General features: G+C 71.8%; 24 protein-coding genes. 7 read left to right on the top strand and 17 right to left on the bottom strand.

Annotated features, from left to right (window positions below):
* Positions 1 to 64 precede the first annotated feature (64 nt).
* Positions 65 to 919, top strand: coding sequence for a helix-turn-helix transcriptional regulator (locus AQI94_RS02730; RefSeq protein ID WP_031059210.1), 855 nt, complete (start codon positions 65 to 67; stop codon positions 917 to 919).
* A 23-nt stretch (positions 920 to 942) separates the two neighbouring features.
* Here AQI94_RS02730 and era read toward each other — a convergent pair whose 3' ends face one another.
* Complete coding sequence (gene era / locus AQI94_RS02725) at positions 943 to 1,911, bottom strand: GTPase Era (RefSeq protein WP_078902973.1); 969 nt, start codon at positions 1,909 to 1,911, stop codon at positions 943 to 945.
* Between the two features lie 165 nt (positions 1,912 to 2,076).
* Between era and AQI94_RS02720 the strand changes: the two genes are divergently transcribed.
* Positions 2,077 to 3,387, top strand: coding sequence for an ammonium transporter (locus AQI94_RS02720; protein ID WP_031059214.1), 1,311 nt, complete (start codon positions 2,077 to 2,079; stop codon positions 3,385 to 3,387).
* The gene (locus AQI94_RS02715) at positions 3,384 to 3,722 is read left to right on the top strand and encodes a P-II family nitrogen regulator (protein ID WP_031059216.1); all 339 of its coding nucleotides are present in this window, start codon (positions 3,384 to 3,386) and stop codon (positions 3,720 to 3,722) included. The genes AQI94_RS02720 and AQI94_RS02715 overlap by 4 nt, the downstream gene beginning before the upstream one ends.
* A gap of 40 nt (positions 3,723 to 3,762) precedes the next feature.
* Here AQI94_RS02715 and AQI94_RS02710 read toward each other — a convergent pair whose 3' ends face one another.
* The 5 genes from AQI94_RS02710 to AQI94_RS02690 all read right to left on the bottom strand — a co-directional run bounded on the left by AQI94_RS02710 (position 3,763) and on the right by AQI94_RS02690 (position 8,135).
* A complete protein-coding gene (locus AQI94_RS02710; protein WP_062229563.1) occupies positions 3,763 to 4,734 on the bottom strand; it encodes a WxL protein peptidoglycan domain-containing protein in 972 nt (323 codons plus the stop codon).
* A 50-nt stretch (positions 4,735 to 4,784) separates the two neighbouring features.
* Positions 4,785 to 6,101, bottom strand: a complete 1,317-nt coding sequence (locus AQI94_RS02705; RefSeq protein WP_031059220.1) for a WxL domain-containing protein — start codon at positions 6,099 to 6,101, stop codon at positions 4,785 to 4,787.
* A 157-nt stretch (positions 6,102 to 6,258) separates the two neighbouring features.
* Positions 6,259 to 6,732, bottom strand: coding sequence for a hypothetical protein (locus AQI94_RS02700; RefSeq protein WP_031059222.1), 474 nt, complete (start codon positions 6,730 to 6,732; stop codon positions 6,259 to 6,261).
* Positions 6,733 to 6,937: 205 nt separating this feature from the next.
* On the bottom strand, positions 6,938 to 7,291 hold the full coding sequence (locus AQI94_RS02695; RefSeq protein ID WP_031059225.1) for a cytidine/deoxycytidylate deaminase family protein: 354 nt from the start codon (positions 7,289 to 7,291) through the stop codon (positions 6,938 to 6,940).
* A 28-nt stretch (positions 7,292 to 7,319) separates the two neighbouring features.
* Positions 7,320 to 8,135, bottom strand: a complete 816-nt coding sequence (locus AQI94_RS02690) for a helix-turn-helix transcriptional regulator (RefSeq protein ID WP_062229638.1) — start codon at positions 8,133 to 8,135, stop codon at positions 7,320 to 7,322.
* A gap of 146 nt (positions 8,136 to 8,281) precedes the next feature.
* On the opposite strand from AQI94_RS02690, the gene AQI94_RS02685 reads away from it, so the two are divergent.
* Complete coding sequence (locus AQI94_RS02685; protein ID WP_031046851.1) at positions 8,282 to 9,715, top strand: MFS transporter; 1,434 nt, start codon at positions 8,282 to 8,284, stop codon at positions 9,713 to 9,715.
* On the opposite strand, the gene AQI94_RS02680 is transcribed toward AQI94_RS02685, so the two are convergent.
* From AQI94_RS02680 to AQI94_RS02665, 4 genes are read right to left on the bottom strand one after another with little or no spacing between them, the layout of a single operon-like run.
* On the bottom strand, positions 9,677 to 10,036 hold the full coding sequence (locus AQI94_RS02680) for an MmcQ/YjbR family DNA-binding protein (protein WP_031046848.1): 360 nt from the start codon (positions 10,034 to 10,036) through the stop codon (positions 9,677 to 9,679). The genes AQI94_RS02685 and AQI94_RS02680 overlap by 39 nt on opposite strands.
* Positions 10,033 to 11,340 (bottom strand): hemolysin family protein, encoded by a 1,308-nt coding sequence (locus AQI94_RS02675; RefSeq protein WP_031046845.1) that lies wholly within the window; start codon positions 11,338 to 11,340, stop codon positions 10,033 to 10,035. The genes AQI94_RS02680 and AQI94_RS02675 overlap by 4 nt, the downstream gene beginning before the upstream one ends.
* A complete protein-coding gene (ybeY, locus tag AQI94_RS02670; protein ID WP_020136251.1) occupies positions 11,337 to 11,834 on the bottom strand; it encodes an rRNA maturation RNase YbeY in 498 nt (165 codons plus the stop codon). The genes AQI94_RS02675 and ybeY overlap by 4 nt, the downstream gene beginning before the upstream one ends.
* A 13-nt stretch (positions 11,835 to 11,847) precedes the next feature.
* Entirely contained in the window at positions 11,848 to 12,906 is a 1,059-nt protein-coding gene (locus AQI94_RS02665; protein WP_031046839.1) for a PhoH family protein, read from the bottom strand.
* A gap of 253 nt (positions 12,907 to 13,159) precedes the next feature.
* Between AQI94_RS02665 and AQI94_RS02660 the strand changes: the two genes are divergently transcribed.
* Positions 13,160 to 13,876 carry an FAD binding domain-containing protein gene (locus AQI94_RS02660; protein WP_031046836.1) on the top strand — a complete coding sequence of 239 codons (717 nt, stop codon included), beginning with the start codon at positions 13,160 to 13,162 and terminating at the stop codon, positions 13,874 to 13,876.
* Positions 13,877 to 13,878: 2 nt separating this feature from the next.
* Here AQI94_RS02660 and AQI94_RS02655 read toward each other — a convergent pair whose 3' ends face one another.
* The 3 genes from AQI94_RS02655 to AQI94_RS02645 all read right to left on the bottom strand — a co-directional run bounded on the left by AQI94_RS02655 (position 13,879) and on the right by AQI94_RS02645 (position 17,340).
* The gene (locus AQI94_RS02655) at positions 13,879 to 15,030 is read right to left on the bottom strand and encodes a carbohydrate kinase family protein (RefSeq protein ID WP_031046833.1); all 1,152 of its coding nucleotides are present in this window, start codon (positions 15,028 to 15,030) and stop codon (positions 13,879 to 13,881) included.
* 121 nt (positions 15,031 to 15,151) lie between these two features.
* Positions 15,152 to 16,441 carry a glucarate dehydratase family protein gene (locus AQI94_RS02650; RefSeq protein ID WP_031046831.1) on the bottom strand — a complete coding sequence of 430 codons (1,290 nt, stop codon included), beginning with the start codon at positions 16,439 to 16,441 and terminating at the stop codon, positions 15,152 to 15,154.
* Positions 16,438 to 17,340, bottom strand: a complete 903-nt coding sequence (locus AQI94_RS02645) for a 5-dehydro-4-deoxyglucarate dehydratase (RefSeq protein WP_234438795.1) — start codon at positions 17,338 to 17,340, stop codon at positions 16,438 to 16,440. The genes AQI94_RS02650 and AQI94_RS02645 overlap by 4 nt, the downstream gene beginning before the upstream one ends.
* 157 nt (positions 17,341 to 17,497) lie before the next feature.
* On the opposite strand from AQI94_RS02645, the gene AQI94_RS02640 reads away from it, so the two are divergent.
* Together AQI94_RS02640 and AQI94_RS02635 are read left to right on the top strand one after the other, a co-directional pair.
* Complete coding sequence (locus AQI94_RS02640) at positions 17,498 to 18,301, top strand: IclR family transcriptional regulator (protein ID WP_031046821.1); 804 nt, start codon at positions 17,498 to 17,500, stop codon at positions 18,299 to 18,301.
* Positions 18,302 to 18,490: 189 nt separating this feature from the next.
* Positions 18,491 to 19,678 carry an MFS transporter gene (locus AQI94_RS02635; protein ID WP_031046817.1) on the top strand — a complete coding sequence of 396 codons (1,188 nt, stop codon included), beginning with the start codon at positions 18,491 to 18,493 and terminating at the stop codon, positions 19,676 to 19,678.
* 63 nt (positions 19,679 to 19,741) lie between these two features.
* On the opposite strand, the gene AQI94_RS02630 is transcribed toward AQI94_RS02635, so the two are convergent.
* Genes AQI94_RS02630 through AQI94_RS02615 form a run of 4 tightly spaced genes read right to left on the bottom strand, consistent with a single transcriptional unit; the run spans position 19,742 to position 25,264 of the window.
* Positions 19,742 to 20,731, bottom strand: coding sequence for an adenosine deaminase (locus tag AQI94_RS02630; RefSeq protein WP_031046813.1), 990 nt, complete (start codon positions 20,729 to 20,731; stop codon positions 19,742 to 19,744).
* Positions 20,732 to 20,751: 20 nt separating this feature from the next.
* Complete coding sequence (locus AQI94_RS02625) at positions 20,752 to 21,657, bottom strand: ribonuclease Z (protein WP_031046809.1); 906 nt, start codon at positions 21,655 to 21,657, stop codon at positions 20,752 to 20,754.
* 6 nt (positions 21,658 to 21,663) lie between these two features.
* Positions 21,664 to 22,017 carry a histidine triad nucleotide-binding protein gene (locus AQI94_RS02620; RefSeq protein WP_031046806.1) on the bottom strand — a complete coding sequence of 118 codons (354 nt, stop codon included), beginning with the start codon at positions 22,015 to 22,017 and terminating at the stop codon, positions 21,664 to 21,666.
* A 31-nt stretch (positions 22,018 to 22,048) separates the two neighbouring features.
* Positions 22,049 to 25,264, bottom strand: coding sequence for a S41 family peptidase (locus AQI94_RS02615; RefSeq protein WP_062229562.1), 3,216 nt, complete (start codon positions 25,262 to 25,264; stop codon positions 22,049 to 22,051).
* Positions 25,265 to 25,267 lie beyond the last annotated feature (3 nt).

Genomic DNA, 25,267 nt, shown 5'->3' with positions numbered 1-25,267 from the left:
GACCTCTTGATCAGGGGATCGGCAGTCCCTGGATAAGCCGGGCGGGGTGCCGCACGCTGGAGGGGTGAACCGAGCCGAACTCGCCGACTTCCTGCGCCGTGGCCGCGCCCGGCTGAACCCGTCCGACGTGGGTCTGGCTCCGGGCGCCCGGCGCCGCACGCCCGGCCTGCGCCGCGAGGAGGTGGCCCAGCTGGCCGGGATGTCGGTGGACTACTACACCCGCCTGGAGCAGTCCCGCGGCCCCCGCCCGTCCCGTCAGATGCTGACGGCGCTGGCCCGGGCGCTGCGCCTGACCGACGTGGAGCAGGACCATCTGTTCCATCTGGTGGGCGAGGAGCCCCCGCGGCGCGAGACGGCGTCGGCGCATGTCCGCCCGGGGCTGCTGCTGATCCTTGACCGGCTGCACGACACCCCGGCGCAGGTGGTGAACGACTGCGGCGAGGTGCTGGCGCAGAACGCGATGGCCAGGGCCCTGGTGGGGGACGTGACGGCCCGCCCGCCCCGCGAGCGCAACCTGGTCCGCTGCTTCTTCCTGGACCCTGCCGCGCGCACGCTCTTTCCCGAGGAGGACCTCGCGGACCACGCGCGCACCCAGGTGGCCACCCTGCGCGCGGTGACCGCGGCCCGCCCCGACGACCCGGAGCCGGCCGCGCTGGTCGCCGAACTCCGTTCGGCCAGCGAGGAGTTCGCGCGCCTGTGGGACGAGCACGAGGTGTCCCAGCGCGACCGCGCGACGAAACGCTTCGTGCACCCCGTGGTGGGACTGCTGGAGCTCGACTGCGAGGTCATGGTCAGCCACGAACACCACCACCTGCTGGTCGTCCACACGGCCCGCCCGGGGACGGAGGCGTACGAACGACTGCAACTGCTGAGAGTGGTGGGCCTGCAGGACCTGACCCCGCAGCGGACGAACCCCTAGAACCCCTAGAACCCCTAGAACCCCTAGAACCCCAGCTTCCGCAACTGCCGAGGATCCCGCTGCCAGTCCTTGGCCACCTTCACATGCAGGTCCAGGAAGACCGGCGTGCCGAGGAGGGCCTCGATCTGCTTGCGGCTCTTGATGCCGACCTCCTTCAGGCGCTTGCCCTTGGGGCCGATGATGATGCCCTTCTGGCTGGGGCGCTCGATGTAGACGAAGGCGTGGATGTCGAGGAGGGGCTTGTCGGCGGGGCGGTCCTCGCGGGGGATCATCTCCTCGACGACCACCGCGATGGAGTGCGGGAGTTCGTCACGGACGCCCTCCAGCGCGGCCTCGCGGATCAGCTCGGCGATCATGACCTGCTCGGGCTCGTCCGTGAGGTCGCCCTCGGGATACAGCGGCGGGCCCTCGGGAAGCATCGGGATCAGCAGGTCCGCGAGCAGGTCGACCTGCTGGTTCGCGGTCGCCGACACCGGGACGATCTCCGCCCACTCGATGCCCAGCTCCTTGCCGAGCTGGTCGACGGCGATCAGCTGCTCGGCCAGCGTCTTGGAGTCGACGAGGTCCGTCTTCGTGATGATCGCGACCTTCGGGGACTTCTTGATCCCCGCGAGTTCCTTCACGATGAAACGGTCCCCGGGACCCAGCTTCTCGTTCGCGGGCAGACAGAACCCGATCACGTCGACCTCGGCCCACGTGGTGCGCACCACGTCGTTGAGGCGCTCCCCCAGCAGCGTGCGCGGTTTGTGCAGGCCGGGGGTGTCGACCAGGATCAGCTGGGCGTCCTCCCGGTGCACGATCCCGCGCACCGTGTGCCGGGTCGTCTGCGGCTGGTTGGCGGTGATCGCCACCTTCTGGCCGACCAGAGCGTTCGTAAGGGTGGACTTGCCCGCGTTGGGGCGGCCCACGAAGCAGGCGAAGCCGGCGCGGTGGGGGGCCTCCGACGATGCCGACGGCTCGGATGACTGACTGCGAACGCTCATGCGCCCCATTCTCCCTGATCCACGGAGCCCCGCCGCACAAGCGCCCGAGCACCGGCCGGACCGTGAGCTTGCGGAAACCCCACCGCAATGAAACACACCGGAAACACCCCTGTGCACAGCCGGAAACGCACGCCGGTGACCCTCTGACGAGCCCCCACATCGTTGGAGATCTCCATGTCCCTCGCCGCGCAAGGCATCGACACCGGTGACACCGCCTGGCTGCTCGCCGCGACCGCCCTCGTCCTGCTGATGACCCCGGGGCTCGCCCTCTTCTACGGCGGCATGGTCCGCACGAAGAGCGTCCTCAACATGCTGATGATGAGCTTCGTGTCGATCGCCCTGGTCACGGTGGTGTGGCTGGTCGCCGGCTACTCCCTCGCCTTCGGGGACGACTCGTTCGGCGGCCTGATCGGCAACCTGGAGCACGCCGGCATGAGCGGCCTCGGTCCCGGCAGCGTCCACGGCACCGTCCCCACCCTCCTCTTCGCCACCTTCCAGCTGACCTTCGCGATCATCACGGCGGCACTGATCAGCGGCGCGATCGCCGACCGGGCGAAGTTCGGGGCGTGGCTGGTGTTCGTCCCGGTCTGGGCACTGCTCGTATACGTTCCCGTCGCCCACTGGGTGTGGGGTCCCGGCGGCTGGGTCCTGGACCGGCTCGGCGCGCTCGACTTCGCCGGCGGTCTGCCGGTCGAGATCACCTCCGGCGCCTCCGGTCTCGCCCTCGCGCTGGTCCTCGGCCCGCGGCTGGGCTTCAAGAAGGACGCGATGCGCCCGCACAACCTCCCCATGGTCGTCCTGGGCGCGGGCCTGCTCTGGTTCGGCTGGTTCGGCTTCAACGCGGGTTCGGCCCTCGGCGCCAACGGTCTCGCCGCCGCCGCCTTCCTCAACACCCTCGCCGCCGGCTGCACCGGACTGCTCGGCTGGCTCTTCGTCGAGCAGAAGCGCGACGGCCACCCGACCACGCTCGGCGCCGCGTCCGGCGCGGTCGCGGGCCTGGTCGCGATCACCCCGTCCTGCGGCTCGGTCTCCCTCCTCGGCGCGCTCGTCGTCGGCCTCGCCGCGGGTGTCGTGTGCTCGTACGCGGTGGGCTGGAAGTTCCGGCTGAACTACGACGACTCGCTGGACGTCGTCGGTGTCCACCTGGTCGGCGGAGTCATCGGCACGCTGCTGATCGGCGTCTTCGCCGAGAAGGCGATGACCGGCGGCGCCGAGGGCCTGCTCTACGGCGGCGGCCTCGCCCAGCTCGGCAGGCAGCTGGTGGCCGTGGTCGCCGTCGGGGCGTACGCCTTCCTGATGACGTACGGCATCGGGAAGCTGATCGACAAGGTGATGGGCTTCCGGGCCGACGAGGAGCACGAGCACACCGGCCTGGACCTTACGGTGCACGCCGAGACCGCATACGATCACGGCGTCCTGGGCCACGGTGCCCCGGTCGGCGCGTCCCCCGTCCCCTCCGCCCAGAAGGTCAAGACCCAGGCATGAAGCTCATCACCGCGATCGTCAAGCCGTACCGCCTCGACGAGGTCAAGACCGCGCTCCAGGAGATCGGCGTCCAGGGTCTGACCGCGACCGAGGCCAGCGGTTACGGGCGTCAGCGCGGCCACACCGAGGTGTACCGCGGCGCCGAGTACCAGGTGGACCTGGTCCCCAAGGTCCGCATCGAGGTCGTCGTCGACGACGCCGACGCGGACGCGGTCATCGACACGATCGTCAAGGCCGCCCGGACGGGCAAGATCGGCGACGGCAAGGTGTGGGCGCTGCCGGTGGAGACGGTCGTACGGGTGCGGACGGGCGAACGGGGCCCCGACGCACTTTAATAGGGACGCACTTCAAAGGAACGGCACGAGGAGCGCCCCTTCAGGGGCGCGGGGAACTGCGCGACCAGCCCCCACCGGCCCGCAGCCGCAAACGAACCCACATCCCCCCTCCCACACCACTCGCCACGAACAACACCACCGCGGCCAACCACGGCAACGCAAAGAAACTCGCACTCGCCGACTCCCGCGTGTCCTTCGCGCTCGCCGTCAACTTCACGTCGCCCCAGTCGAGTTGCGGCGAGCCCCGCCACGGCTCACTCAGCCGCACCCGCTGCCCCGGCAGCAACTCCCCCGGAATCCGTGCGAGTTCGCGGGCGAGCAAGGTACGCCCGAACAACCCCGTCGCCCGCAGCTCGACCTTCGGGCTCAGAGTGACGTTGCCGGTGTTGCGCAGGGTGTACGAGATCGTGGCACCACTGTCCCCCAACCCCGGTACCAGCGGCTGATGGTGGCTGACGCGGACGTCCTCGACGGCGATGGCCGGCACGGTCGGTCCGCCCACCCGCAGATAGATCCTGGCGGCGACGGCCCGCTGCACCCCGAGCGCCACCGCCCCGTCGCCCCTGTCGATCCGTTCGTCCAGCGCCACCAACGCGCCGGGATGGTCGCCCGGTTCGGCGCCCTCGGGCACCGACAGCGTGAACGGCACGGTGATCCTTCCGTGCGCGGGGACGGTCACCCGGGACTTCGCGGGCCTCGCCCAGGCCCCCACCCCGCGCTGCTTCTCCGCGACCGTCCGCACGGCGAAACCGCCGTCGCGGGCGGTGTTGTAGGCGTCGGCGGCGTAGAGCCGGAAGGTCAGCGGCCGACCGGTCCGGTTGCTGACGACGACCTTGTCGTCGATGGTCTGTCCGGGGTCGGCGGAGAGGTAGAAGTAGGGGCGCGCGGCGATCTGGGAGGCGGCGGGGTACACGGACCAGCTGCCGTTGTCGGCGGCGTGCGCGGGCGCGGCGGCCGCGGCCAGGAACAGGCTCAGGCTAAGGCTCAGGAGAAGGACGTACAGCTTGCGCATGGGTGCGGACCCCCAAGGAGGCGGACGGGCGGGTGCGGGCGCCCGTACGGTCAGCTGAGCGTGAGGGTGAGAACGCCGGAGTACGTGCCCACGGGTGTGAACGCCGGCACGTTCAGGGAGAGCCCGGCGTCCACGGTGAACTCACCACCGGTGAGCGTGGAGTTGGGCGTGGACGCGAGAGTCGCCCCCGAGGATCCGACCGCGCCGGCGGAACCGGCCTGGCAGGTGCTCGGGCTGCCCGCCTTGGTGGCGCAGGTGGGACTCCAGCTCAGCGCGCCGGCGTCGATCTTGGCGCCGGCTCCGGTGAAGTCGGTGACCTTGCCGGTGAGGGACCAGCCGGCGGGTCCGCCGCGGAAGTCCTGGACGGTCACCTTGTTCAGGTTGCCGGTCGAGGCCCCGCCCTTGCCGTAGTCCACCGCCGAGAGGCTGACGGAGTCCCCGGCCTGGGACATGGACAGCGTGCCCGCCTTCACCGTGGTGGTGACCTTCTGGCTGCCGGCCGGGACGGGGGTGTCGTCGATGACGACGTACGCCTTCGGCCCGGCGCCCTTGGCGTCGCTCCACGCGGCGCCCTCGTACGCGACGACACCGGTCGTCGTCTTGTCGTTGACGACGAGCGCCCCGCTGAAGGCGCCCGAGGAGTTGACGGTGGCGGTGGCGGTGTCCGCGGTCTGGGCGGCGCCCGCCCGCCCGGCCAGGGTGACCGTCGCGCCCGGGGTGAACTTGCTGCCGGTGACGGTGACGCTCGCACCGGGCTTGCCGGAGGCCGAACCCAGCGCGATGTCCCGCTCGTTGACGGGGTTCGCGTCCGTCGCGGTGACCGTCTCGGAGACCGGGGCGGGCGGGGTGATCACCGTGCAGGGTGTGTCCAGTTCGAGGATGTAGCTGGTGTGGATGTTGTAGTCGCCGGGCGAGAGCGTGATCGCGCCGGGTGAGGTGACCTTGAAGGTGCCGGTCATCGAGAACGACGGGAAGGCGCCGTTGCCCGGCACCGGGTCGTTCTTCTTCGGTCCGGCGACCGTCACGGCGCCGGTCTGGGCCCCGCCGAGGGCGACCTTGCCGGTCGGCGTCATGATGTCGGCCGGCAGCGCGATGGCCGTGGGGTTGCTGGCGGCCGGTTTGACCACCGTGTAGGTCACCGTGACGGTGTCGCCCACCTTGGGGCTGGTGTTGTCCACGGCGATCCTGGCCGTCGTGGTGCCGTCGATCGGCGGGATGCCCGCGACCGCGGGCGGGATGCAGTGCGTGGCGAAGTCCACGTCGGTGGCGGCACCGGCCGGACAGGCCAGTGCGCCGCCCGCGGTGACCGCGAGCGCGGTCGCCCCGAGAAAGGACGCCAGACGGCGTCTTCGAGTCGTCGAACCCATGGATGTGCCCCCTCCGGAAGCTCCTGAAGTCCTGCGCCGACAGGGGGCATTGATGTGTGGATCGCGTGAGAAGTCAATGGAGTTGCCGCAGAAACCTGACGGCATGTCAGTTTCTGCGGCAACCGGGGGACTCGCTCCGGAGGTCTGGCGCCGGAGGTCAGTCGAAGACGAACGGGCCCGGGGCCTGCGGACCGGTCGCCGTGCAGGTCACGGTGATCCCGAAGACGACGATCTGGAGTGAACCGCCGTACGACTCCAGGCTGTCGCCGGACGCCACGGTTCCGTCGAGGGGTCCGACGGTGACGGGGTCACCGGCCGCGATGGCGGGGTTCTCCGTACCGGTGAAGGTGGTGGTGCCGCCGTTCGCGTTCACGAAGGTGAGGGTCGAGGTGATCGAGTCCTCGGAGAGCGCGAGCGGAGCGCTGATCGCCGAGGTGACGGTCACGGTGGCCGCGGTGCCGTCCTGCGTGGCGGTGAGGGTCGCCTCGCCGCTGCCGAACATGCCGCAGTCGGCGTTGATGGTCGCGGTGTCCGGGGTGACAGCGAGAGCGGCGGGTGCGAACGCGAGCCCGGTGGCCGCGAGCGCGCCGACCACCAGTGCCGCACCGGTACTGATGCGTGTGCCGTTCATGGAATCCGGTTCCCTTCCCGTGGTGGGGACTGCCATGTGGGGATGGACGGGGGGTGCGTCCCGACGGACGGCCGGGCTTCACGGGGCGTGGTGCGGGACGCCGCGCGAGCGGGAATCTGACGGTCCGTCGGAATCTCCGGTTCCATTGATGCGCGTGGGACGAGGGAGGGCAAGCCGGAATTCCGGCCAACTGTTACCGGGGGTATCAGCCGGCGGTCACGGTGGCGCGCACGGTGCCGTCGACCCCCGCCACCAGCACCGGAGTCTGCGGCCCGCCCAGATCCCGGACGGCGGCCCGGTCCTGGTCGGAGGCCGAATCCGCGTCCGTCACCACGGCCGCCGCCTCCAGGGACTTCGCCCCGGACGCCACGGCCATGGCCACCGCGGTCTGCAGCGCGCTCAGCTTCAGTGACGCCAGGTCGACGGTCCCGGCCACATACGTCCGCCCGGTCTCGTCCCGTACGGCCGCCCCCTCGGGCACCGCGTTACGGGCCCGCGCCGAACGGGCCAGGGTGACGATCTTGCGGTCCTCGGGGTCAAGCGCACTGTTGTCGGTCATGACAGGAGCATACGAACCGAACCCCGGGTCATCCCGCCACGGGGTACATCGCCCCGCGCCGCCCCTCCGGTGAGGCCAGCCACTCCAGCTTGGCCGCGGTGCCGGCCTCGTCCAGCGGGGTGTGCAGGACCACCGTCAGGTCGGGGCGGGCCGGTACCCGCATCGCCGTGGACTCCACGCACAGCAGTCCGACCAGCGGATGGTCGAGCTCCTTGCGGATCACACCGGCGTCCTCGATGTCCCGCCGCTCCCACAGCTCGGTGAACTCGGTGCTCGCCGACCGCACCCGGGCCAGCACGTCCTGGAACCCCTCGTCCTCGGGCCGCGCCGAGGCGGCCGCCCGGAACTGGGCGACGACGGTACGCGCGTTCTGTTCCCAGCTGTGCGATCGCGACCGGTACAGCGGGTCGGTGAAGAAGTCGACGAGGCAGTTCTGGGTGTTCTCCGGCCGCATGCCCAGCACCCAGCCGGCGGCGTCGTTGTACAGCACGCAGTTGTAGTACGCGTCCATGATGTGCGCCGGATACGGCATCCACGCCTCGATCAGCCGCCGCAGCCCCTCGCAGCCCTGGTCGGCCGCCGGTTCCGGCGCGGGCGGGTTCAGCCCGGCCAGGACGTACAGATGGCGCCGCTCGGCGTTGCTGAGCCGCAGCACCCGCCCGACGGAGTCGAGGACCTGCGGGGACACCGAGATGTCCCGCCCCTGCTCCAGCCACTGGTACCAGGAGGCCCCCACCCCGGCCAGCACCGCGACCTCCTCGCGCCGCAGCCCCGGCGTGCGCCGCCGCGCCCCGCCGTCCGGCAGCCCTGCCTCGGCGGGCGAGACCCTGGCCCGCCGGCTCATCAGGAACTCCCGCAGCTCACGATGCCGCTCACTCTTGGGTACGACCTCGGGCACGAACGCATCCCCCTCGTTGTTGCCTGGTGGTGCCACCACCAGCACAACTTGCGGCTCCCCACGGCTATTCCGGCGCCCGCAGGCTCTTGCCCATGGCGATCGACACCACACCCTCCGTTCCCGACGCACTCGACACCCCCCGGCTGTCGACGCGCGACAAGCTCGTCCTGTTCGTCCTGTGCGCCGCCCAGTTCATGGTCGCGCTGGACTTCTCCGTCCTGAACGTCGCCCTGCCCGTCCTCGGCGCCGACCTCGGCATGAGCCAGTCCGCCCTGCAGTGGGCGGTCACGGCGTTCGCGCTGCCGTCCGGCGGCTTCCTGCTCCTGTTCGGCCGCATGGGAGACCTGTACGGCCGCAGAAAGCTCTTCCTCGCGGGTCTCGTCCTGTTCGGCGCCGCCTCCCTGCTCGCGACCCTCGCCTGGGACCCGGCGTCCTTCCTCGCCGGACGCGCCCTGCAGGGCCTCGGCGCCGCGGCGATCGTGCCGACCGGCATGTCCCTGCTGACCACGACCTTCCCCGAGGGCCCCGCCCGCGACCGCGCCCTGGGCATCTCCGGCACCCTGCTCTCGCTCGGGTTCACCGTCGGCATGGTGGCCGGCGGCACCCTCACCGACACCCTCGGCTGGCGCTCCACGATGGGCCTGCTCACCCTGTTCGCCCTGATCGTGCTCCCGCTGGCCCCCGCCCTCCTGCCGGAGTCCCGCACCCCGGACCGCCCGCGCCTGGACGTACCCGGCGCGATCACGGTCACCGGCGGACTGCTCGCCCTCATCTACGCCCTGTCGACCGCCGCCGACCACGGTTTCGGCCGTGCCGACGTCGTCGTCGGCCTGGTCACGGGCCTGCTGCTGCTCGCCGCCTTCGTCACGGTCGAGTCCCGCAGTGCACAACCGCTGGTGTCCCTGCCCATGCTGCGCCGCCGCACGGTGGCGTGGGGCAACATCGGCGGTCTGGTGACCTTCTCGATGATGTCGACGGTCGTCTTCGTGCTGACCCTCTACCTCCAGGAGATCCTGCACCTGTCCGCCTTCGAGACCGGCCTGGTCTTCGGCGTCCAGGGCGTCCTCTCGGCGGTGGCCGGCACCTACGCCCCGAGGGTCATCGGCCGCTTCGGCCCGCGCCGCACACTGGTCGGCTCCCTCGTCGGCCAGGGCGCCCTGATCGCCGCTCTGCTGGGCCTGGACACCGGGAACTGGTCCGTCTGGCTCGCCACGGCCGCCGTCTCCCTGGCCAGCATGTGCCACCTCGGCGCGATCATCTCGTACGGCATCACGGTCACCTCCGGTGTCCCCGACGAGGAGCAGGGCCTGGCCACCGGCCTGGTCACCTCCACCCAGCAGGTCGGCATCACCGTGGGCATCCCGCTCCTTGGCGTCCTCGCCACCACCTCGGACGACCTGCTGTCCGGCGTCCACACGGTCCTCGCGCTGGACTCGGTCATCGTGCTGGCGGCGGCGGCAGTGGTCGCGGTGGGGCTGCGGGTGCGCTCAGGGGCGGTCGAGGCGGAGCCGCTCGGCGCGCGGTAGACCGGCCACCACCAGGTCGTACGAGTCCTCGACCAGCTCCCGGACCAGACGGTCCGGGAGCTCGCCGTCGACCGTGACGGTGTTCCAGTGGCGCTTGTTCATGTGGTAGCCGGGGACGATCAGCCCGGCATGGTCGGCGCGCAGCCGGATCGCGTCCTCGGGATCGCACTTGAGGTTGACCGTCAGGGGCCGCGCGTCCAGGTTCGTCAGGGCGAAGAGCTTGCCGAGCACCTTGAAGACCGAGGTCTCGGGGTTGAACGGGAAGTCCTCCACCACCGCGTTGAAGGACAGACAGAGGGCACGCAGCTCCTGCGGGGTCACTCGGACTCCTTCTCCTCCACGGCCGGTTCGAGGGCGCTCACCGGCTCCACCAGGACCGTCACGATCTTGTTCCGGCGCCCGGCGGCGGCCTCCGCGGTCAGCCGCAGGGCGCGCCCGTCCGGAAGGTCGACGACCGCGGACGCCCCGGCGATGGGGACCCGGCCCAGCGCCTTCGCCAGCAGCCCGCCGACGGTCTCCACGTCCTCGTCGTCGTACTCGTCGAGCCCGTACAGCTCGCCGAGGTCGGTGATGTCGAGGCGGGCGGTGACCCGGTGGCGGTCCTCGCCGAGGTCCTCCACCGGCGGCAGTTCACGGTCGTACTCGTCGGTGATCTCGCCGACGATCTCCTCAAGGATGTCCTCGATGGTGACGATGCCGGCCGTGCCGCCGTACTCGTCGATGACGACGGCGACGTGGTTGCGGTCCTGCTGCATCTCGCGCAGCAGGTCACCGGCGTTCTTCGTGTCGGGCACGAAGGCGGCGGGCCGCATGGCCGTGGACACCAGCTCGCTCTCCGCGTCCCGGCTGATGTGCGTCTTGCGGACCAGGTCCTTCAGGTACACGATCCCGACGATGTCGTCCTCGCTCTCCCCCGACACCGGGATGCGCGAGAAGCCCGACCGCAGCGCGAGGGTCAGCGCCTGACGGATCGTCTTGTAGCGCTCGATGACGACGAGGTCGGTCCGCGGGACCATGACCTCCCGCACCAGCGTGTCGCCGAGTTCGAAGACCGAGTGCACCATGCGGCGCTCCTCGTCCTCGATCAGGGACTCCTTCTCGGCGAGGTCGACCAGCGCCCGCAGCTCCGCCTCGGAGGCGAACGGCCCCCGGCGGAAACCCTTGCCGGGGGTCAGCGCGTTGCCGATGAGGATCAGCAACGACGGGATCGGGCCCATGATCCGGGCCAGCGGGAGCAGGATGTACGCGGCCGCGGTCGCCGTGTTGAGCGGGTGCTGACGCCCGATGGTGCGCGGGGACACCCCCACCGCCACGTACGACACGAGCACCATGACCCCGATCGCGACCAGCAGGGCGCGGGTGGTGCCCGGGAACTCCTGGAGGCAGGCGTAGGTGACCAGGGCGGCCGCCGCCATCTCGCAGGCGACGCGCACCAGCAGCGCCACATTGAGATAGCGGGTCGGGTCGGCGGCGATCTGCGCGAGCTTGGCGCTGCCCCGCCGGCCGTTGCGCACGGCTTCCTCGGCGCGGAAGCTGGAGACGCGGGCGAGACCCGCCTCCGCGCAGGCGGCGAGCCAGGCCACGACGACCAGCGCGATCGCGCCGGAGACGAGGGGCAGGCTCATGAGACGGTCGGCGCGGGGGACGGGCCGGTCAGGCCCTTCTCCTGCCGCCACCCGTCCACGATGGCCGCCTGCAGACCGAACATCTCGGCCTTCTCGTCCGGCTCCTCGTGGTCGTACCCGAGCAGGTGCAGCACGCCGTGGACGGTGAGGAGCTGGAGCTCCTCGTCCATGGAGTGCTGCGTCTCGGCCTCCTCGCCCTGCTTCTTGGCGACCTCGGGGCAGAGCACGATGTCGCCGAGGAGGCCCTGCGGGGGCTCGTCGTCGTCCTTGCTGGGCGGCCTGAGCTCGTCCATCGGGAACGACATGACGTCGGTGGGCCCCGGCAGGTCCATCCACTGGATGTGCAGCTGCTCCATGGCATCTTCGTCCACGACGATCACCGAGAGCTCGGAGAGCGGGTGGATGCGCATCCGCGCGAGCGCGTAGCGGGCGATGTCGAGGATCGCCTGCTCGTCGACCTCGGTTCCGGACTCGTTGTTGACGTCGATCGACATGGTGCTGGCTTGTCTACTTCCGCTTGTTCCGGCCGCCCTTGTGGGTGCCGTTCTCCGTACCGTTCTCGGTGTCGTACTTCTCGTACGCGTCGACGATACGGCCGACCAGCTTGTGCCGTACGACGTCCTGGGAGGACAGGCGGGAGAAGTGCACGTCCTCCACACCCTCCAGGATGTCCTGCACCTGCCGCAGCCCGGACTTGGTGCCGTTGGGCAGGTCGACCTGCGTCACGTCACCGGTGATGACGATCTTCGAGTCGAAGCCGAGCCGGGTGAGGAACATCTTCATCTGCTCGGGGCTCGTGTTCTGGGCCTCGTCCAGGATGATGAAGGCGTCGTTGAGCGTTCTGCCCCTCATGTACGCCAGCGGCGCCACCTCGATCGTCCCCGAGGCCATCAGCTTCGGGATCGAGTCGGGGTCCAGCATGTCGTGCAGGGCGTCGTACAGCGGGCGCAGGTAGGGGTCGATCTTCTCGTAGAGCGTGCCCGGCAGGAATCCGAGCCGCTCTCCCGCCTCCACCGCCGGGCGGGTCAGGATGATGCGGTTGACCTGCTTGGACTGCAGGGCCTGCACCGCCTTGGCCATGGCGAGGTAGGTCTTGCCGGTACCGGCGGGGCCGATGCCGAAGACGATCGTGTGCTTGTCGATCGCGTCGACGTACCGCTTCTGGTTGAGGGTCTTGGGGCGGATGGTGCGGCCGCGCGAGGACAGGATGTTCTGTGTGAGCACCTCGGCCGGGGTCTCCTGGCCGTCGCTCGTCCCGTTCTCGCTCGCTCGCAGCATGGCGATCGAGCGTTCCACTGCGTCCTCCGTCATCGGCTGTCCGGTGCGGAGCACCAGCATCATCTCGTCGAACAGGCGCTGGACGAGGGCGACGTCCGCCGCCGCGCCGGTCGCGCTGATCTCGTTTCCCCGGACATGGATGTCGGCCGCCGGGAAGGCCTTCTCGATCACGCGCAGGAGGGAGTCTCCGGACCCCAGGACCGAGACCATGGGGTGCTGGGCGGGGACGGTGAACTGTGCTCTCGCCTGCCCCTGCGCGGGGCTGTGACCTGTGGGTGTCTGAGTCATGGGCCGGCGCTGAAGGCCTGCGGTTCCTCCTCGTCACGGCCGCACCTGAGAAGGCGGCCTCGCGGTTTCAAGAGTACGACGGTGCACTGACAACGCCGTAGGGCTTTTCGACGACAAGGGCGCCCTCGATGCAGCGGTGAGCCCTGCATGCTCCCCCCGCACCCCGGGGCAGAATGCGCTCGCTACCACGTGTGTTCGAGGGCGGCGAGAGCCGCGGTGGTCCCGGAGTCCGTACGGAGAAAGCAGGAAGACCGTGCTGTTGCGTCTGCCCACCTCCCTGTCCGAGGCCCAGGAGTGCCTGACCGACGGGGCGGTGCCCGTCGGCGGCGCCACGCTCGTGTGGGCCGCCTGGCAACGCGACGGCTTCCCCGAACAGGCCGTGTCGCTGCGCGAGGTGCCGGAGGCGAACGTGCTGGGGGCCGGGGAGCTCGGGGCGGCGGTCCTGCTGCACCGGATCGACGAGCGGGTGCCGGAGGTGCTGCACCGGGCCGCGGCCGGCATCGGCACCGGGGCGGTGCGCCGGACCGCCACGGTCGGCGGGAACATCGTCGGCAGCACCCTGCGCTGTCTGCTGCCCGCGGCACTGGTCCTGGGCGCCCGGGCGCGGGTGCTGGCGGCAGAGGGGCCGTTCGAGGCCGACCTCGCCGAGCTGCTCGCCAAGAAGCCACTGCTGCTGAGCCTGCACTGGGATGAACCGCTGGTCAGCGGCTACCGCAAGGCGACCGAGGCCCCGGGCGGGCCGCCGCCCCTGGTCGTGGCGACCGCCGTGCACCCGGGCGAGCGCCCCGGACTGCGCGTCGCCGTCCGCGACGGCTACGACTTCCTGAGCGGGAGCGTGCCCTGCGACACACCCGCCGACACCGTGCTCGACGCCCTCGGCGGTACGGCGGTGGGGGCGCTGCCCGCCGAGGCCCGCGAGGTGGTCCGGGAGCAGGTGCTGTCCACGCTGGAGCGGGCCGCGAGCCTCTGAGGTCAGGTGGACCGGCCGAAGCCGATCGTCGGGACGGCTCGCCGAAGGGGCCAGCCCGGAGCGGTCTCCTCCGGGATCAGGCCCGCCAGGAAGGCGTACCGGCGCAGCGCGGCGGGGTCCTGGGAGGCGACCGACTGGACCTTGCGCCACCAGGCGCCGATCTCGGCCCAGCCCGGCGCGGACAGGGAGCCGCCGAACTCCTGGACGGAGAGGGCGGCGGTCAGGCCGGCGAAGGCCAGCCGGTCCGCCAGCGGCCAGCCCGCGAGGGTGCCGGTGACGAAGCCGGCCACGAAGACGTCCCCGGCGCCGGTCGGGTCGAGCGCCTCGACCTCGATCGCCGGGACCTCGGCGGCCTCCCCGGTACGCCGGTCCACCGCGTACGCGCCCTCCGCCCCGAGGGTGACCACGGCGAGCGGCACGTGCTCGGTGAGCGCGTGCGCGGCCTCGCGGGGGCAGCCGGCGCCGGTGTAGCGCATCGCCTCCTCCGCGTTCGGCAGGAAGGCCTCGCAGTGTGCGAGGTCGGTGAGGCCGGCCAGGTCCCAGGCACCGGTCTCGTCCCAGCCGACGTCGGCGAAGATGCGGGTGCCGTTGCTCGCCGCCTGGGCGATCCAGGGGGCGCGCCTGCCCGGCTCCAGCGAGGCCACGGCCGCACGCGCGCGTGGGGGGCAGTCCGGCGCGCCCTCTTGGACGAGCACGGCCTCGGGGGGCGGCTCGTGACCGTGGGAGACCATGGTGCGCTCGCCCTCGTACGCCATCGACACGGTGACCGGGGAGTGCCAGCCGGGCACCCTGCGGGAGGGGGAGAGGTCGATGCCCTCACCCTGCTCCAGGGCGTCCCAGCAGTACTCGCCGTAGTGGTCGTCGCCGAAGGCCGCGGCCAGCGAGGTGCGCAGCCCGAGCCGGGCCAGGGCCGTCGCCATGTTCGCCACGCCGCCGGGGCTCGACCCCATGCCGCGGGCCCAGGACTCGGTCCCGCGCACCGGGGCGGAGTCGAGCCCGGTGAAGACGATGTCGAGGAAGACGGTGCCGGTGAGATAGACGTCCCAGGGCGGATCGCCGGGTGTGCGCACGGCGTCCAGGGGGTCGACCTGGGCCTGGCACGGCCCGGCTTTCCCGTTGTCGTACGACGGTCCCTTCCCGTAGGACGCGATCACGGTGAGCTCCCTGCGCGTGGTGCCGATCAGGCCAGTCTGCACCACCCCACCGACAACGGGCCGCCGCTCACCCGCGACCCGCCCGGTGCGCCGGACCTCCGCAGTCCCTCGGATCCCCCGCCTACCAGCGAGGCACGGCCGGCGTGACCCACCCCGGCTCGGCCACCCGCATCGCCGCGCCGTCGTCCCGCTCCCGCAGCGAACCGTCGTCATCCAGCCAGCGCCGATGCAGGAGCGCCACCTTCTCCCGGTCGACTTCGACCCCGAGCCCGGGCGCGTCGGAGACCCGCACCGCCCCGCCCTCGAAGACCAGCCGCTCGGTCAGCACGTCCTCGGACTGCCACGGATAGTGCGAGTCGCAGGCGTGGTGGAGATTCGGCACCGTGGACGCCACATGCGTCATCGCGGCCAGCGAGATCCCCAGATGGGTGTTGGAGTGCATGGACACCCCCACTCCGAACGTCCGGCAGATCGCGGCGAGTTGCTGGGTGTTCCGCAGCCCGCCCCAGTAGTGGTGATCGGAGAGCACCACCTGCACGGCATCCCGGGCGAACGCCTCCTTGATCTCCGCGAAGGTCGTCACGCACATGTTGGTGGCCAGCGGCACATCCGTCCCGGCGGACACCTCGGCCATCGCCGCGGTCCCCAGCGCGGGATCCTCCAGGTACTCCAGGACGTCTCCCAGCTCCTCGGCGACCCGCAGCGAAGTCGCCACGCTCCAGGCCCCGTTGGGATCGAGCCGCAGGGGCTGCCCGGGGAACGCCTCGGCAAGAGCCCTGACCGCCGCGATCTCCTCGTCCGGCGGGAAGACCCCGCCCTTGAGCTTGAAGGACGTGAAGCCGTACCGCTCGGTGAACAGCCGGGCCTGCGCCACCACCCCCGCGGGGTCGACAGCCGCCCCCCAGTCGTCCTTCTCGCAGACGACGCCCTCCGGATGGGCGGCCCACTTGTAGAACAGATACGCGCTGTAGTCGACCGCGTCCCGCACCTTGCCCCCGAGCAGCGCGTGCACGGGCAGCCCGAGCGCTTTGCCCAGCGCGTCGAGGCAGGCCACCTCGAACCCGGAGACGACGGACAGCCGCAGCTTGTCGGCGGTCTGTACGCCCCGCAGCCCGCCGACGTCGACCTGGCCGGAGACCCGGGAGGAGTCCACCGCCACCTGGTCCGCGACCGTGAAGAGTCCGTTCAGATCGCCGACCTGACGTCCGATCAGCTCGGCGGCGAACGGCCGGGCCAAATCCAGGTACTTGGTGTCGCCGTACGTCTCCCCGACCCCCACGACCCCCTCGGCGGTCTCCACCTCGACGATCAGCCGGGGGGTGTACGGCTGATGCACGCCCTGGGTGTTCAGCAGCGGCGGATCGGCGACGAGGATCGGCGTCAGCCGGACATCGGTGATCGTGAGGTTCACAGCGAGGCTCCCACGAGGTCGAGGCCGGTGGCCAACAGCAGGCGAAGGTCCGCCAGGTCGGCGTCCGACGGGTCGGTGAGCGGCGCCCGCACGGGCCCCACCGGCCGCCCCCGCAGCCGCGCAGCCGCCTTCACCAGCGACACCGCGTACCCGGGCACCCGGTCCCGGAGCTCGACGAGCGGAACGTAGAAGTCGCGCAGCAGCCTCTCGACCGTGCCGTCGCCCTTGTCGCCGGCGCGCAGCGCGTCGAAGAAGGCGCCGGCGATCTCGGGGGCGAAGGCGTGGACGGCCGAGGAGTAGGCGGGGACGCCGACGGTGGCGTAGGCGCGGGCCTGGATCTCGGCGGTGGAGGCGCCGTTGAAGAACAGGAAGCCCTCGGGGGCGGCGAGGGTCAGGCGCTGGAGCCGGTCGAGGTCGCTGTGGCCGTCCTTGAGCCCGATGACCCCGTCGATCGCGGCGACCCGCCGGAACGCGTCCACGCCGAAGGTGACCTGACCGCGCTGGTAGGCGATGAGCGGCAGCCGCGTGCGGGCCGCGATCTGCTCCAGCTGGGCGACCAGCCCGTCCTGCGGGGCGGCGACCAGGTAGTGCGGGAGAACCAGCAGCGCGTCCGCCCCCGCCTCCTCGGCGATCCGGGCGAACCGGACGGCCTGCGCCCAGCCGTAGCCGATCCCGGCGACGACGGGCACGCGCCCGCCGGCCTCCGCGACGGCGATGGTGACGACCTGCCGGTACTCGTCCTCGTCCAGGGAGAAGAACTCGCCGGTGCCGCAGGCCGGGAAGACCGCGCCCGGCCCCCACTCCAGTTGCGTGGCCAGGTGCGTGCGGAAGCCGTCCGGGTCGAGGGTGCCGTCGTCGTGGAAGCTCGTGAGCGGGAAGGACAGCACACCGTGTGCCATGCCGTCCCGCAGTCGTCGGGCCGTGTCCGGGTCGGGGGTCACCCTCGGTCATCTCCCTATGTAGACGCTATCTACGTATGAAGATGGAGATTAGGTAGGCGAACCGCGCCCGTCAATGGGTCGGCGCCAGGTTTGAGGGGCCGATTACCATCGGCGCATGTCGGAGACAGGGGTCGAGCGCCCGGAGACCGGTGGTGTCCGCGAGGTGAAGTCGGCGGCCCGCACCGTCGAGCTCCTCGAACTGCTGGCCGCGCGCGGCGACCGCCCGGCGCGGCTCCAGGAGCTCGCGGACGAGCTGGGCGTGCCGCGCAGTTCGATGTACGCGCTGCTCCAGACCCTGATCTCGCGCGGCTGGGTCCGCACCGACGTCACCGGCTCGCTGTACGGCATCGGCATCCACGCCCTGCTCACCGGCACCAGCTACCTGGACTCCGACCCGCGCGTGCGGGTCGTGCGGCCGTATCTCGACGAGGCCTCCGAGGCTCTGGGCGAGACGATCCACCTGGGCCGGCTCGACGGCCGGGACGTGGCCTATCTCGCGACGCGCGAGTCGCACGAGTACCTGCGGACCATCAGCAGGGTCGGCCGCCGGCTGCCCGCGCACGTCGGCGCGCTGGGCAAGGCACTGCTGGCCGAACGGCCCGACGAGACGCTCCCCGAGGGGCCGTACGAGGCGCTCACCCCCCACTCCCACACCACCCGCGACTCCCTGCTGACCGATCTCGCCGAGGTCCGCGCCCGCGGCTACGCGATCGACCGCGAGGAGGGCGTCCCCGGCATCGTCGGCTTCGGCTTCGCCCTGCGCTACGACTCCCCGGCCCAGGACGCCGTCAGCTGCTCGGTACCGGTCGCCCGTCTGACGCCGGACCACGAGCAGCAGATCATCACGGTGATGCGCGAGATCAGGGGCAAGATCGAGGCGACGGCACCGGGCGCGGGGGGCGCCCCCAGCTGGCGTTAGAAGCGGCCGGAGAGCGCTCGCGTCTACCCGGCTTCCCGGACCCCAAACAGAACGTGATCCACATCACGCAACCCGCTCTTCTTCCGCAACCGCGTGCTTGATACAAATTCTTCGCGCGTTCCTGTCCGTCGACGGCCTGCGCCCCACCCCCTTTTGAGCCGCTTCTTTTCGCATGCCCTGGGAACGCCCGTGTTCGCCCGTCGCTCCACCCTGCCCTGGCCCCTCATTGCCCTTTTCACGGCCGGGTACCTCGCCCCCTACCTCCTCCCCACCACCGTCGGCAGACTCGACTCCGGGCTGCCGCTCACCGCCACCGAGGCGGGTGCCGTCGGCAGTGCGCTGCTGCTGAGTTCGGCGGCGGCCGGCTTCCTGCTCGCCTCCCGCGTCGACCGTGTCGGCCCCCGCACCCTCGCTCGCGCCGGTCTCGCCCTCGCCGCCCTCGGCTACGGCGGCGCCGCCCTCACCCACGCCGTCCCCGCGGTCGTCGTCGGGGCCCTGATCGGCGGCTTCGGATCCGGTACGTCGACGGCGGTGGCCGCCACCGGCATCGCCGCCCAGCCGGACCCGCACCGCGCCACCACGGTCGGCCTGCTCGGCGTCTCCGCACTCGCCGGCGCGGTCTACCTGACCGTCCCGCACCTGGGCCCCGGCCACGGCCAGCCCCTCGCCGCGATCGCCCTCACCGCCCTGGCGGTCTGGCCCCTGACGAGCCGTCTCCCGCTGCGCACGGCCCCCGCCAGGAGCCGGGAGATCCGCACCCCGCTCCCCCACCTCCGCGCCGGTCTCCTCCTCGCCGCGACCCTCCCGTGCTGGTCCCTCGCCCAGAACGCCCTCTGGGGCGTCAGCGGCCGCATCGGCCTCACCCAGGCCCACCTCTCCGAGGCGACGGTCGGCGCGGTCTTCGCGATCGCCCTGGGCGCGGGCCTGCTGGGCGTCGTCGGCGCGGGCGCGCTCGGTCCCCGCCTCGGCCGCGCGCTGCCCGTCGGCGGCGGCACGGTCCTCATCGCCGTCTGCATCACCCTCAGCGCCTCCGCGACCGACCTGAGGTCCTTCGCGACCGGCGAGATCGCGTGGAACACGCTCTACCCGATCGTCCTGTCGTACGTCATAGGCCTCGCCGCCTCCCTGGACCCCCGCGGCCGCTGGGCGGTCCTGGTCGGCTCGGCCTCCTCACTGGGCACGGCCGCGGGCCCCCTGACCGGCAGCCTGCTGGCCACCGAGACCGGCTTCCCGGTGATGGGCATGGTCCTGGCAGCGGGCCTGCTCCTGATCGCGGTCCCGATGACGGCGGTGGCGCTGGGCGCGGGCAGGCGCACGCTCCCGCTGGTGGAAATCCAGGTGCAGACCCAGGTGTACGACAAAGCGACGGCAGCGTAAGGCGTTCAGGGGCGCGGGGAACTGCGCGACCAGCCCCCACGCACCCGCACCCGACAACGCACCTCAGAACTCGTAAGCATCAACTTCCGCGAGATACCGAGCCCGCAGCCCTTCGTCGTGCTCCAGGAAGGACGCAAGGAAGGAGTTCCGAGCCAACTCCCGCAACTGTTCCTCGCCCAGGCCCAGCGCCACGCGCACCGCCTCGAAGTTGTCCCCCGCATACCCCCCGAAGTAAGCCGGATCGTCGGAGTTCACCGTGCACATCAACCCCGCGTCCAACATCGCCGGCAACGGATGATCGCCCAGCACATCAACCGTACGAAGCCGCACGTTGGACAAGGGACACAGAGTCAGCGGAACCCGGTCCCGGACAAGCCGCTCTACCAACGTCGGAGACTCCATGCACCGCAGCCCGTGGTCGATGCGCTCCACCCCGAGCACGTCGAGCGCCTCGACGATGTACTCCGGCGGCCCTTCCTCCCCGGCGTGCGCCACCCGCCGCAGCCCCATGGCGGCAGCGGCCTCGTACACCTCGCGGAACTTCGCCGGGGGATGCCCCACCTCGGCGGAGTCGAGCCCGACGCCGACTATCCGGTCGAGGTACGGCTTGGCCGCCTCAAGGGTCTCCAGGGCCGATTCGGCGGACTCGTCCCGCAGGAAGCACATGATCAGCTGCGTGGAGACACCGTGCACGGCCTGACTGTGCTCCAGTGCCCGCCCCAGCCCCTCGACGACCGTCCCCATCTCCACACCCCGAGCCAGGTGCGCCTGCGGGTCGAAGAAGATCTCCGCGTGCCGCACCCCCTGCGCGGCGGCCCGGGCGAGATAGGCGTTCGCCAGGTCCTCGAAGTCCCGCTCGGTGCGCAGGACGGCCATGAGCTCGTAGTACAGGTTCAGAAAGGACTGGAGATCCTCGAACCGGTACGCCTTGCGGAGCGTGTCCGTGTCGGCGTACGGCAGCTCGACGCCGTTGCGCGCGGCCAGCTCGAAAGCCAGCTCCGGCTCCAGGGTGCCTTCGATGTGCAGGTGCAGTTCAGCTTTGGGGAGGGACATCAAAGCATCGTACGGCCGCTTTATCGCCGTTTCGGAACCGGGACCCTCAGCAGGTCGTGGGCCACGGTCAGCTCGCCCTCGTACCCGGCGGCCCGCGCCTGCCGTTCGAACTCCTCGGGATCGGAGTAGCGCTGGCTGAAGTGGGTGAGCACGAGATGCCGTACGCCGGCGTCGCGGGCCACGGCGGCGGCCTGACCGGCGGTCAGGTGGCCGTGTTCCACGGCGAGTTGCTGGTCCTCGTCGAGGAAGGTCGACTCGATGACGAGCAGGTCGCAGCCGTCGGCGAGGGCGTGGACACCGTCGCAGAGGCGGGTGTCCATGACGAACGCGAACCGCTGGCCCCGGCGGACCTCGCTGACGTCGTCGAGGGAGACGCCGTTCAGCGAGCCCTCCCGCTGGATCCGTCCGACATCGGGCCCCTTGACGCCGTGCGCGGCGAGGCGGTCGGGGAGCATCCGGCGGCCGTCGGGTTCGGTGAGGCGGTAGCCGTAGGACTCGACGGGGTGCGACAGCCTGCGGGCCTCCAGCGTGCAGCCGCCGGCCTGCGCGAGCACCCCGTCGGCCGCGACCGGTGCCTCGGTGAGCCGGACCGTCTCCCGGTACGCCGTCGCGTACCGCAGGCGGTCGAAGAAGTGCTGCCCCGACTTCGGGTAGTGGGCCGTGACCTCGTGCGGGACCCGGTCGAGGTTGATGCGCTGGATCACGCCCGCGAGGCCGAGGGAGTGGTCGCCGTGGAAGTGGGTGACACAGATCCGGTTGAGGTCGTGGGCCGCGACCCCGGCCCGCAGCATCTGGCGCTGGGTGCCCTCACCGGGGTCGAAGAGGATGCCCTGGCCGTCCCAGCGCAGCAGGTAGCCGTTGTGGTTGCGGTGCCTGGTCGGGACCTGGCTGGCGGTGCCGAGGACGACCAACTCACGTACGGACACTACGAGTTACCCGGGGGGCCACTGGAGACCGCGGCCGCCGATCACATGGGCGTGGGCGTGCCAGACGGTCTGGCCGGCACCGCTGCCGGTGTTGAAGACGGTGCGGTAGCTCTCCAGCTTTTCCTGTTCGGCGACGGCCCGGGTCGCCTGGAGGACGTCCGCGGCGAGCTGCGGTTCCGCGGCGGCGAGGGCGGCGGCGTTCTCGTAGTGCGCCTTGGGGATCACCAGGACGTGGGTGGGGGCCTGGGGGTTGATGTCCCGGAAGGCGACGGTCGTCTCCGATTCGCGGACGATCGTCGCCGGGATCTGGCCCGCCACGATCTTGCAGAACAGGCAGTCGTCCTGGGGTTCCCCTGGCATGACGTTCCTTCCGTAGAGGTCCTGAGGCATCTTAACGAGGCAGGCTCGGCGGGATCTTCGCCGGAGCGCTCTCCAACGCCTCCAGCGCGATCCGCACCGCCTCGTCCAGCTGGGCGTCCCGGCCCGCCGCGTAGTCCTGCGGCCGCTGCAGGACCTCCACGTCCGGGTCGACGCCGTGGTTCTCGACGCCCCACTCGTACCCCTCCAGCCAGAAGGCGTACTTCGGCTGGGTGATCAGTGTGCCGTCGACCAGCCGGTAGCGGCTGTCGATCCCGATGACCCCGCCCCAGGTGCGGGTGCCGACGACCGGGCCGATGCCCAGTGCCTTGATCGCCGCGTTGACGATGTCGCCGTCCGAGCCGGAGAACTCGTTGGCCACGGCGACGACGGGTCCGCGAGGCGCGTCCCTCGGGTAGCTGTACGCGCGCATCCCCCGCGGCAGCGCCCAGCCGACGATCCTGCGGGCCAGCTTCTCGACGACCAGCTGGGAGGTGTGGCCGCCGCGGTTCTCGCGGACGTCGACCACCAGGCCCTCGCGGGCCACCTCGACGCGCAGGTCGCGGTGGATCTGCGCCCAGCCCGGTGCCTGCATGTCCGGGACGTGCAGATACCCCAGCCGGCCCCCGGACCTCTCGTGGACGTAGGCGCGGCGGTCGGCGACCCAGGCGTGGTAGCGCAGGGGCTCCTCGTCGGAGACGGGGACGACCACGGCGTGCCGGAGGTCGCCGCCGCCGGAGGGGGAGACGGTGAGCTCGACCGGTCTGCCCGCCGTGCCGACGAGGAGCGGACCGGGGCCGGTGACGGGATCGACCGGCCGGCCTCCCACCGCGACGATCGCGTCCCCGGCGCGGACCGCCACACCGGGTGCGGCGAGCGGGGAGCGCGCGGCGGGGTCGGAGGTCTCGGTCGGCAGGATGCGGTCGATGCGCCACTGCGCCGCCCCCTGGGGGCCGTCGTCGTGGCGGGAGATGTCGGCGCCGAGCAGGCCCTGGCGGGGGCCGTGACCGTGGCCGCCGCGCGGGGTGACGTAGGCGTGCGAGGTGCCGAGTTCGCCGTGCACCTCCCAGAGGAGGTCGACGAGGTCGTCATGGGTGGCGACCCGGTCCAGGACCGGACGGTAGCGGTCGAGGACGCCGTTCCAGTCGACACCGCTCATGTCAGGGCGCCAGAAGTGGTCCCGCATGATGCGGCCGGTCTCCTCGTACATCTGCCGCCACTCGGCCGAGGGGTCGACGGTCTGCCGGATGCGGCCGAGGTCGACCGAGATGTTCGTGTCGCTGTCGTCGTCGCCCGAGGCACGGCGGTCGCTCGGTACGACCTTCAGCCTGCCGTCGGTCCACAGCAGGACCCGCTTGCCGTCGCCGCTGACGGCGAAGTGGTCGGCGTCGGCCGCGAGGTGTTCGAGGCGCTGCTGGGCGAGGTCGTAGCGCTGGAGGTCGGTCTTGGGGTCGGGGTCGTCCGGGGTGGCCCGGGAGGAGCCGAGGACGCCCTGGACGGGGTGGCGCAGCCACAGCACGCCGTCCTTGGCCGCGCGCAGGTTGGAGTAGCGGCCGGCCTCCACCGGGAAGGGCACGATCCGGTCGGCGAGACCTTCCAGGTCGATCCGGGTGGTCGGGGTGCCCTCGCTGTCGGGGGTCTCGTCCTTGTCGGGGGCCTCGAAGGGCCGGCCGTGGCGCTGCGGGCCGAAGGGGGACGGGGTGGTCGCGGCCAGGGTGATCAGGTGCGGGCGGTCGCCGACCACGAACGCCAGGTCGAAGACGTGCTCGTCGTAGACCGGGTCGAAGGAGCGGTTGGACAGGAAGGCCAGGTGCTTGCCGTCGAGGGTGAAGGCCGGGGCGTAGTCCTGGAAGCGCAGCGGGGTCGCCTCGGTGACCGACAGGTCGGTGGTGTTGGCGAGGCGGAGCTGGCACAGCGGCTCGGGGCCGGGGTGCGACCAGGCGAGCCAGGCCGAGTCGGGCGAGAAGGTCAGTCCCCGTACGTCGCCGTCCTCGCTGCGGTCGACCTCGCGGACCTCGCCGGTCTCCCGCTCGACGAGCAGCACCCGGCCGTCGTGCGCGGCGACCGCGGCCCGGCTGCCGTCGGGGGCCATGGCGAGCCCGAGGACCCGGCCCAGGCGGCCCGCGGCGAGGCGGCGCGGGGTGGCGCCGGGGGCGAGTCCGGTGGCGGGCGCGAACTCCAGGGCGTCGTCGCCCTCCGCGTCCGTCACCCAGACGACCCACTCCTCGCCCTCGGCGCGGAAGGTGCGCGGCAGCCGCGCCCGGACGCCGGGTTCGTCGGCGAGCGCGCGGGCCGGGCCCGAGCGGTGGGTGACCCAGTGGACGGCGCCGCGCACCGCGACCGCGCTGCCGCGCGCGGTGTGGTCGGGGGCGGCCGAGCCGAACCAGCGGGAGGCGTCCACCGGGAACGGCTGCCGGTCGGCGCGCCGGCCGCCGAGCCGGACCTCCAGGCGGCGCGGTTCGGCGCCGTCGAGGTCGTCGAGGATCCAGAGCTCACCGGCGGAGGTGTAGACGACCCGGGTGCCGTCGCCCGCCGCGTGCCGGGCGTAGTAGCCGTCGAGGGGGGTGTGCCGGCGCAGGTCGGAGCCGTCGGCGAGGGAGGAGTAGACGGCCCCGGTGCCCTCGTGGTCGGAGAGGAAGGCGATCCGGTCGCCCGCCCACACGGGGTACTCCAGATTCCCGTCCAGCTCCTCGTGCAGCCGTACGAACTCGCCGTCGCCCTCGCGGTCGATCCACAGCTTGCCCGCCGTGCCGCCCCGGTACCGCTTCCACCAGGCGGCCTCCCGGCCCATGGGCGCGGAGAGGACCACGGTCGCGGGGCCGTGGGCGACATCGCCGACGGGGCCGTACGGCAGGGTGGTGCCGGGGCCGCCGTCGAGCGGGAGGGTGTGCGCCCAGCTGCGGCGCAGGCTCGCCTGGCCGTGGGTGGTGATCGCGAGGATCTTGCCGTCCGGGGTCCAGCCGCGCACCTGGGTGCGGGCGCTGCCCCAGTGGGTCAGCCTTCTGCCGGGGCCGCCGTCGACCGGGGCGATGTGCACCTCGGGGGCGCCGTCGCGGGCGGAGGTCCAGGCGACGGTGGTGCCGTCGGGCGAGATCCGGGGGTGGGTGACCGGCACGTTGTCCGCGCTGACCCGCCAGGCGCGCCCGCCGTCGAGCGGCGCGAGCCACACGTCGTCCTCGGCGGTGAAGGCCACCAACTCGCCCCGCAGGTGCGGAAACCGGAGATATGCAGACGTCGCAGGCTGTGTCACCCG

The organism is Streptomyces pseudovenezuelae, from assembly GCF_001513955.1.
GTDB classification, from domain to species: Bacteria; Actinomycetota; Actinomycetes; order Streptomycetales; family Streptomycetaceae; genus Streptomyces; species Streptomyces pseudovenezuelae.
Note: the sequence above shows the minus strand (reverse complement) of the source record. Positions and strands in the feature narration are given on the sequence as shown.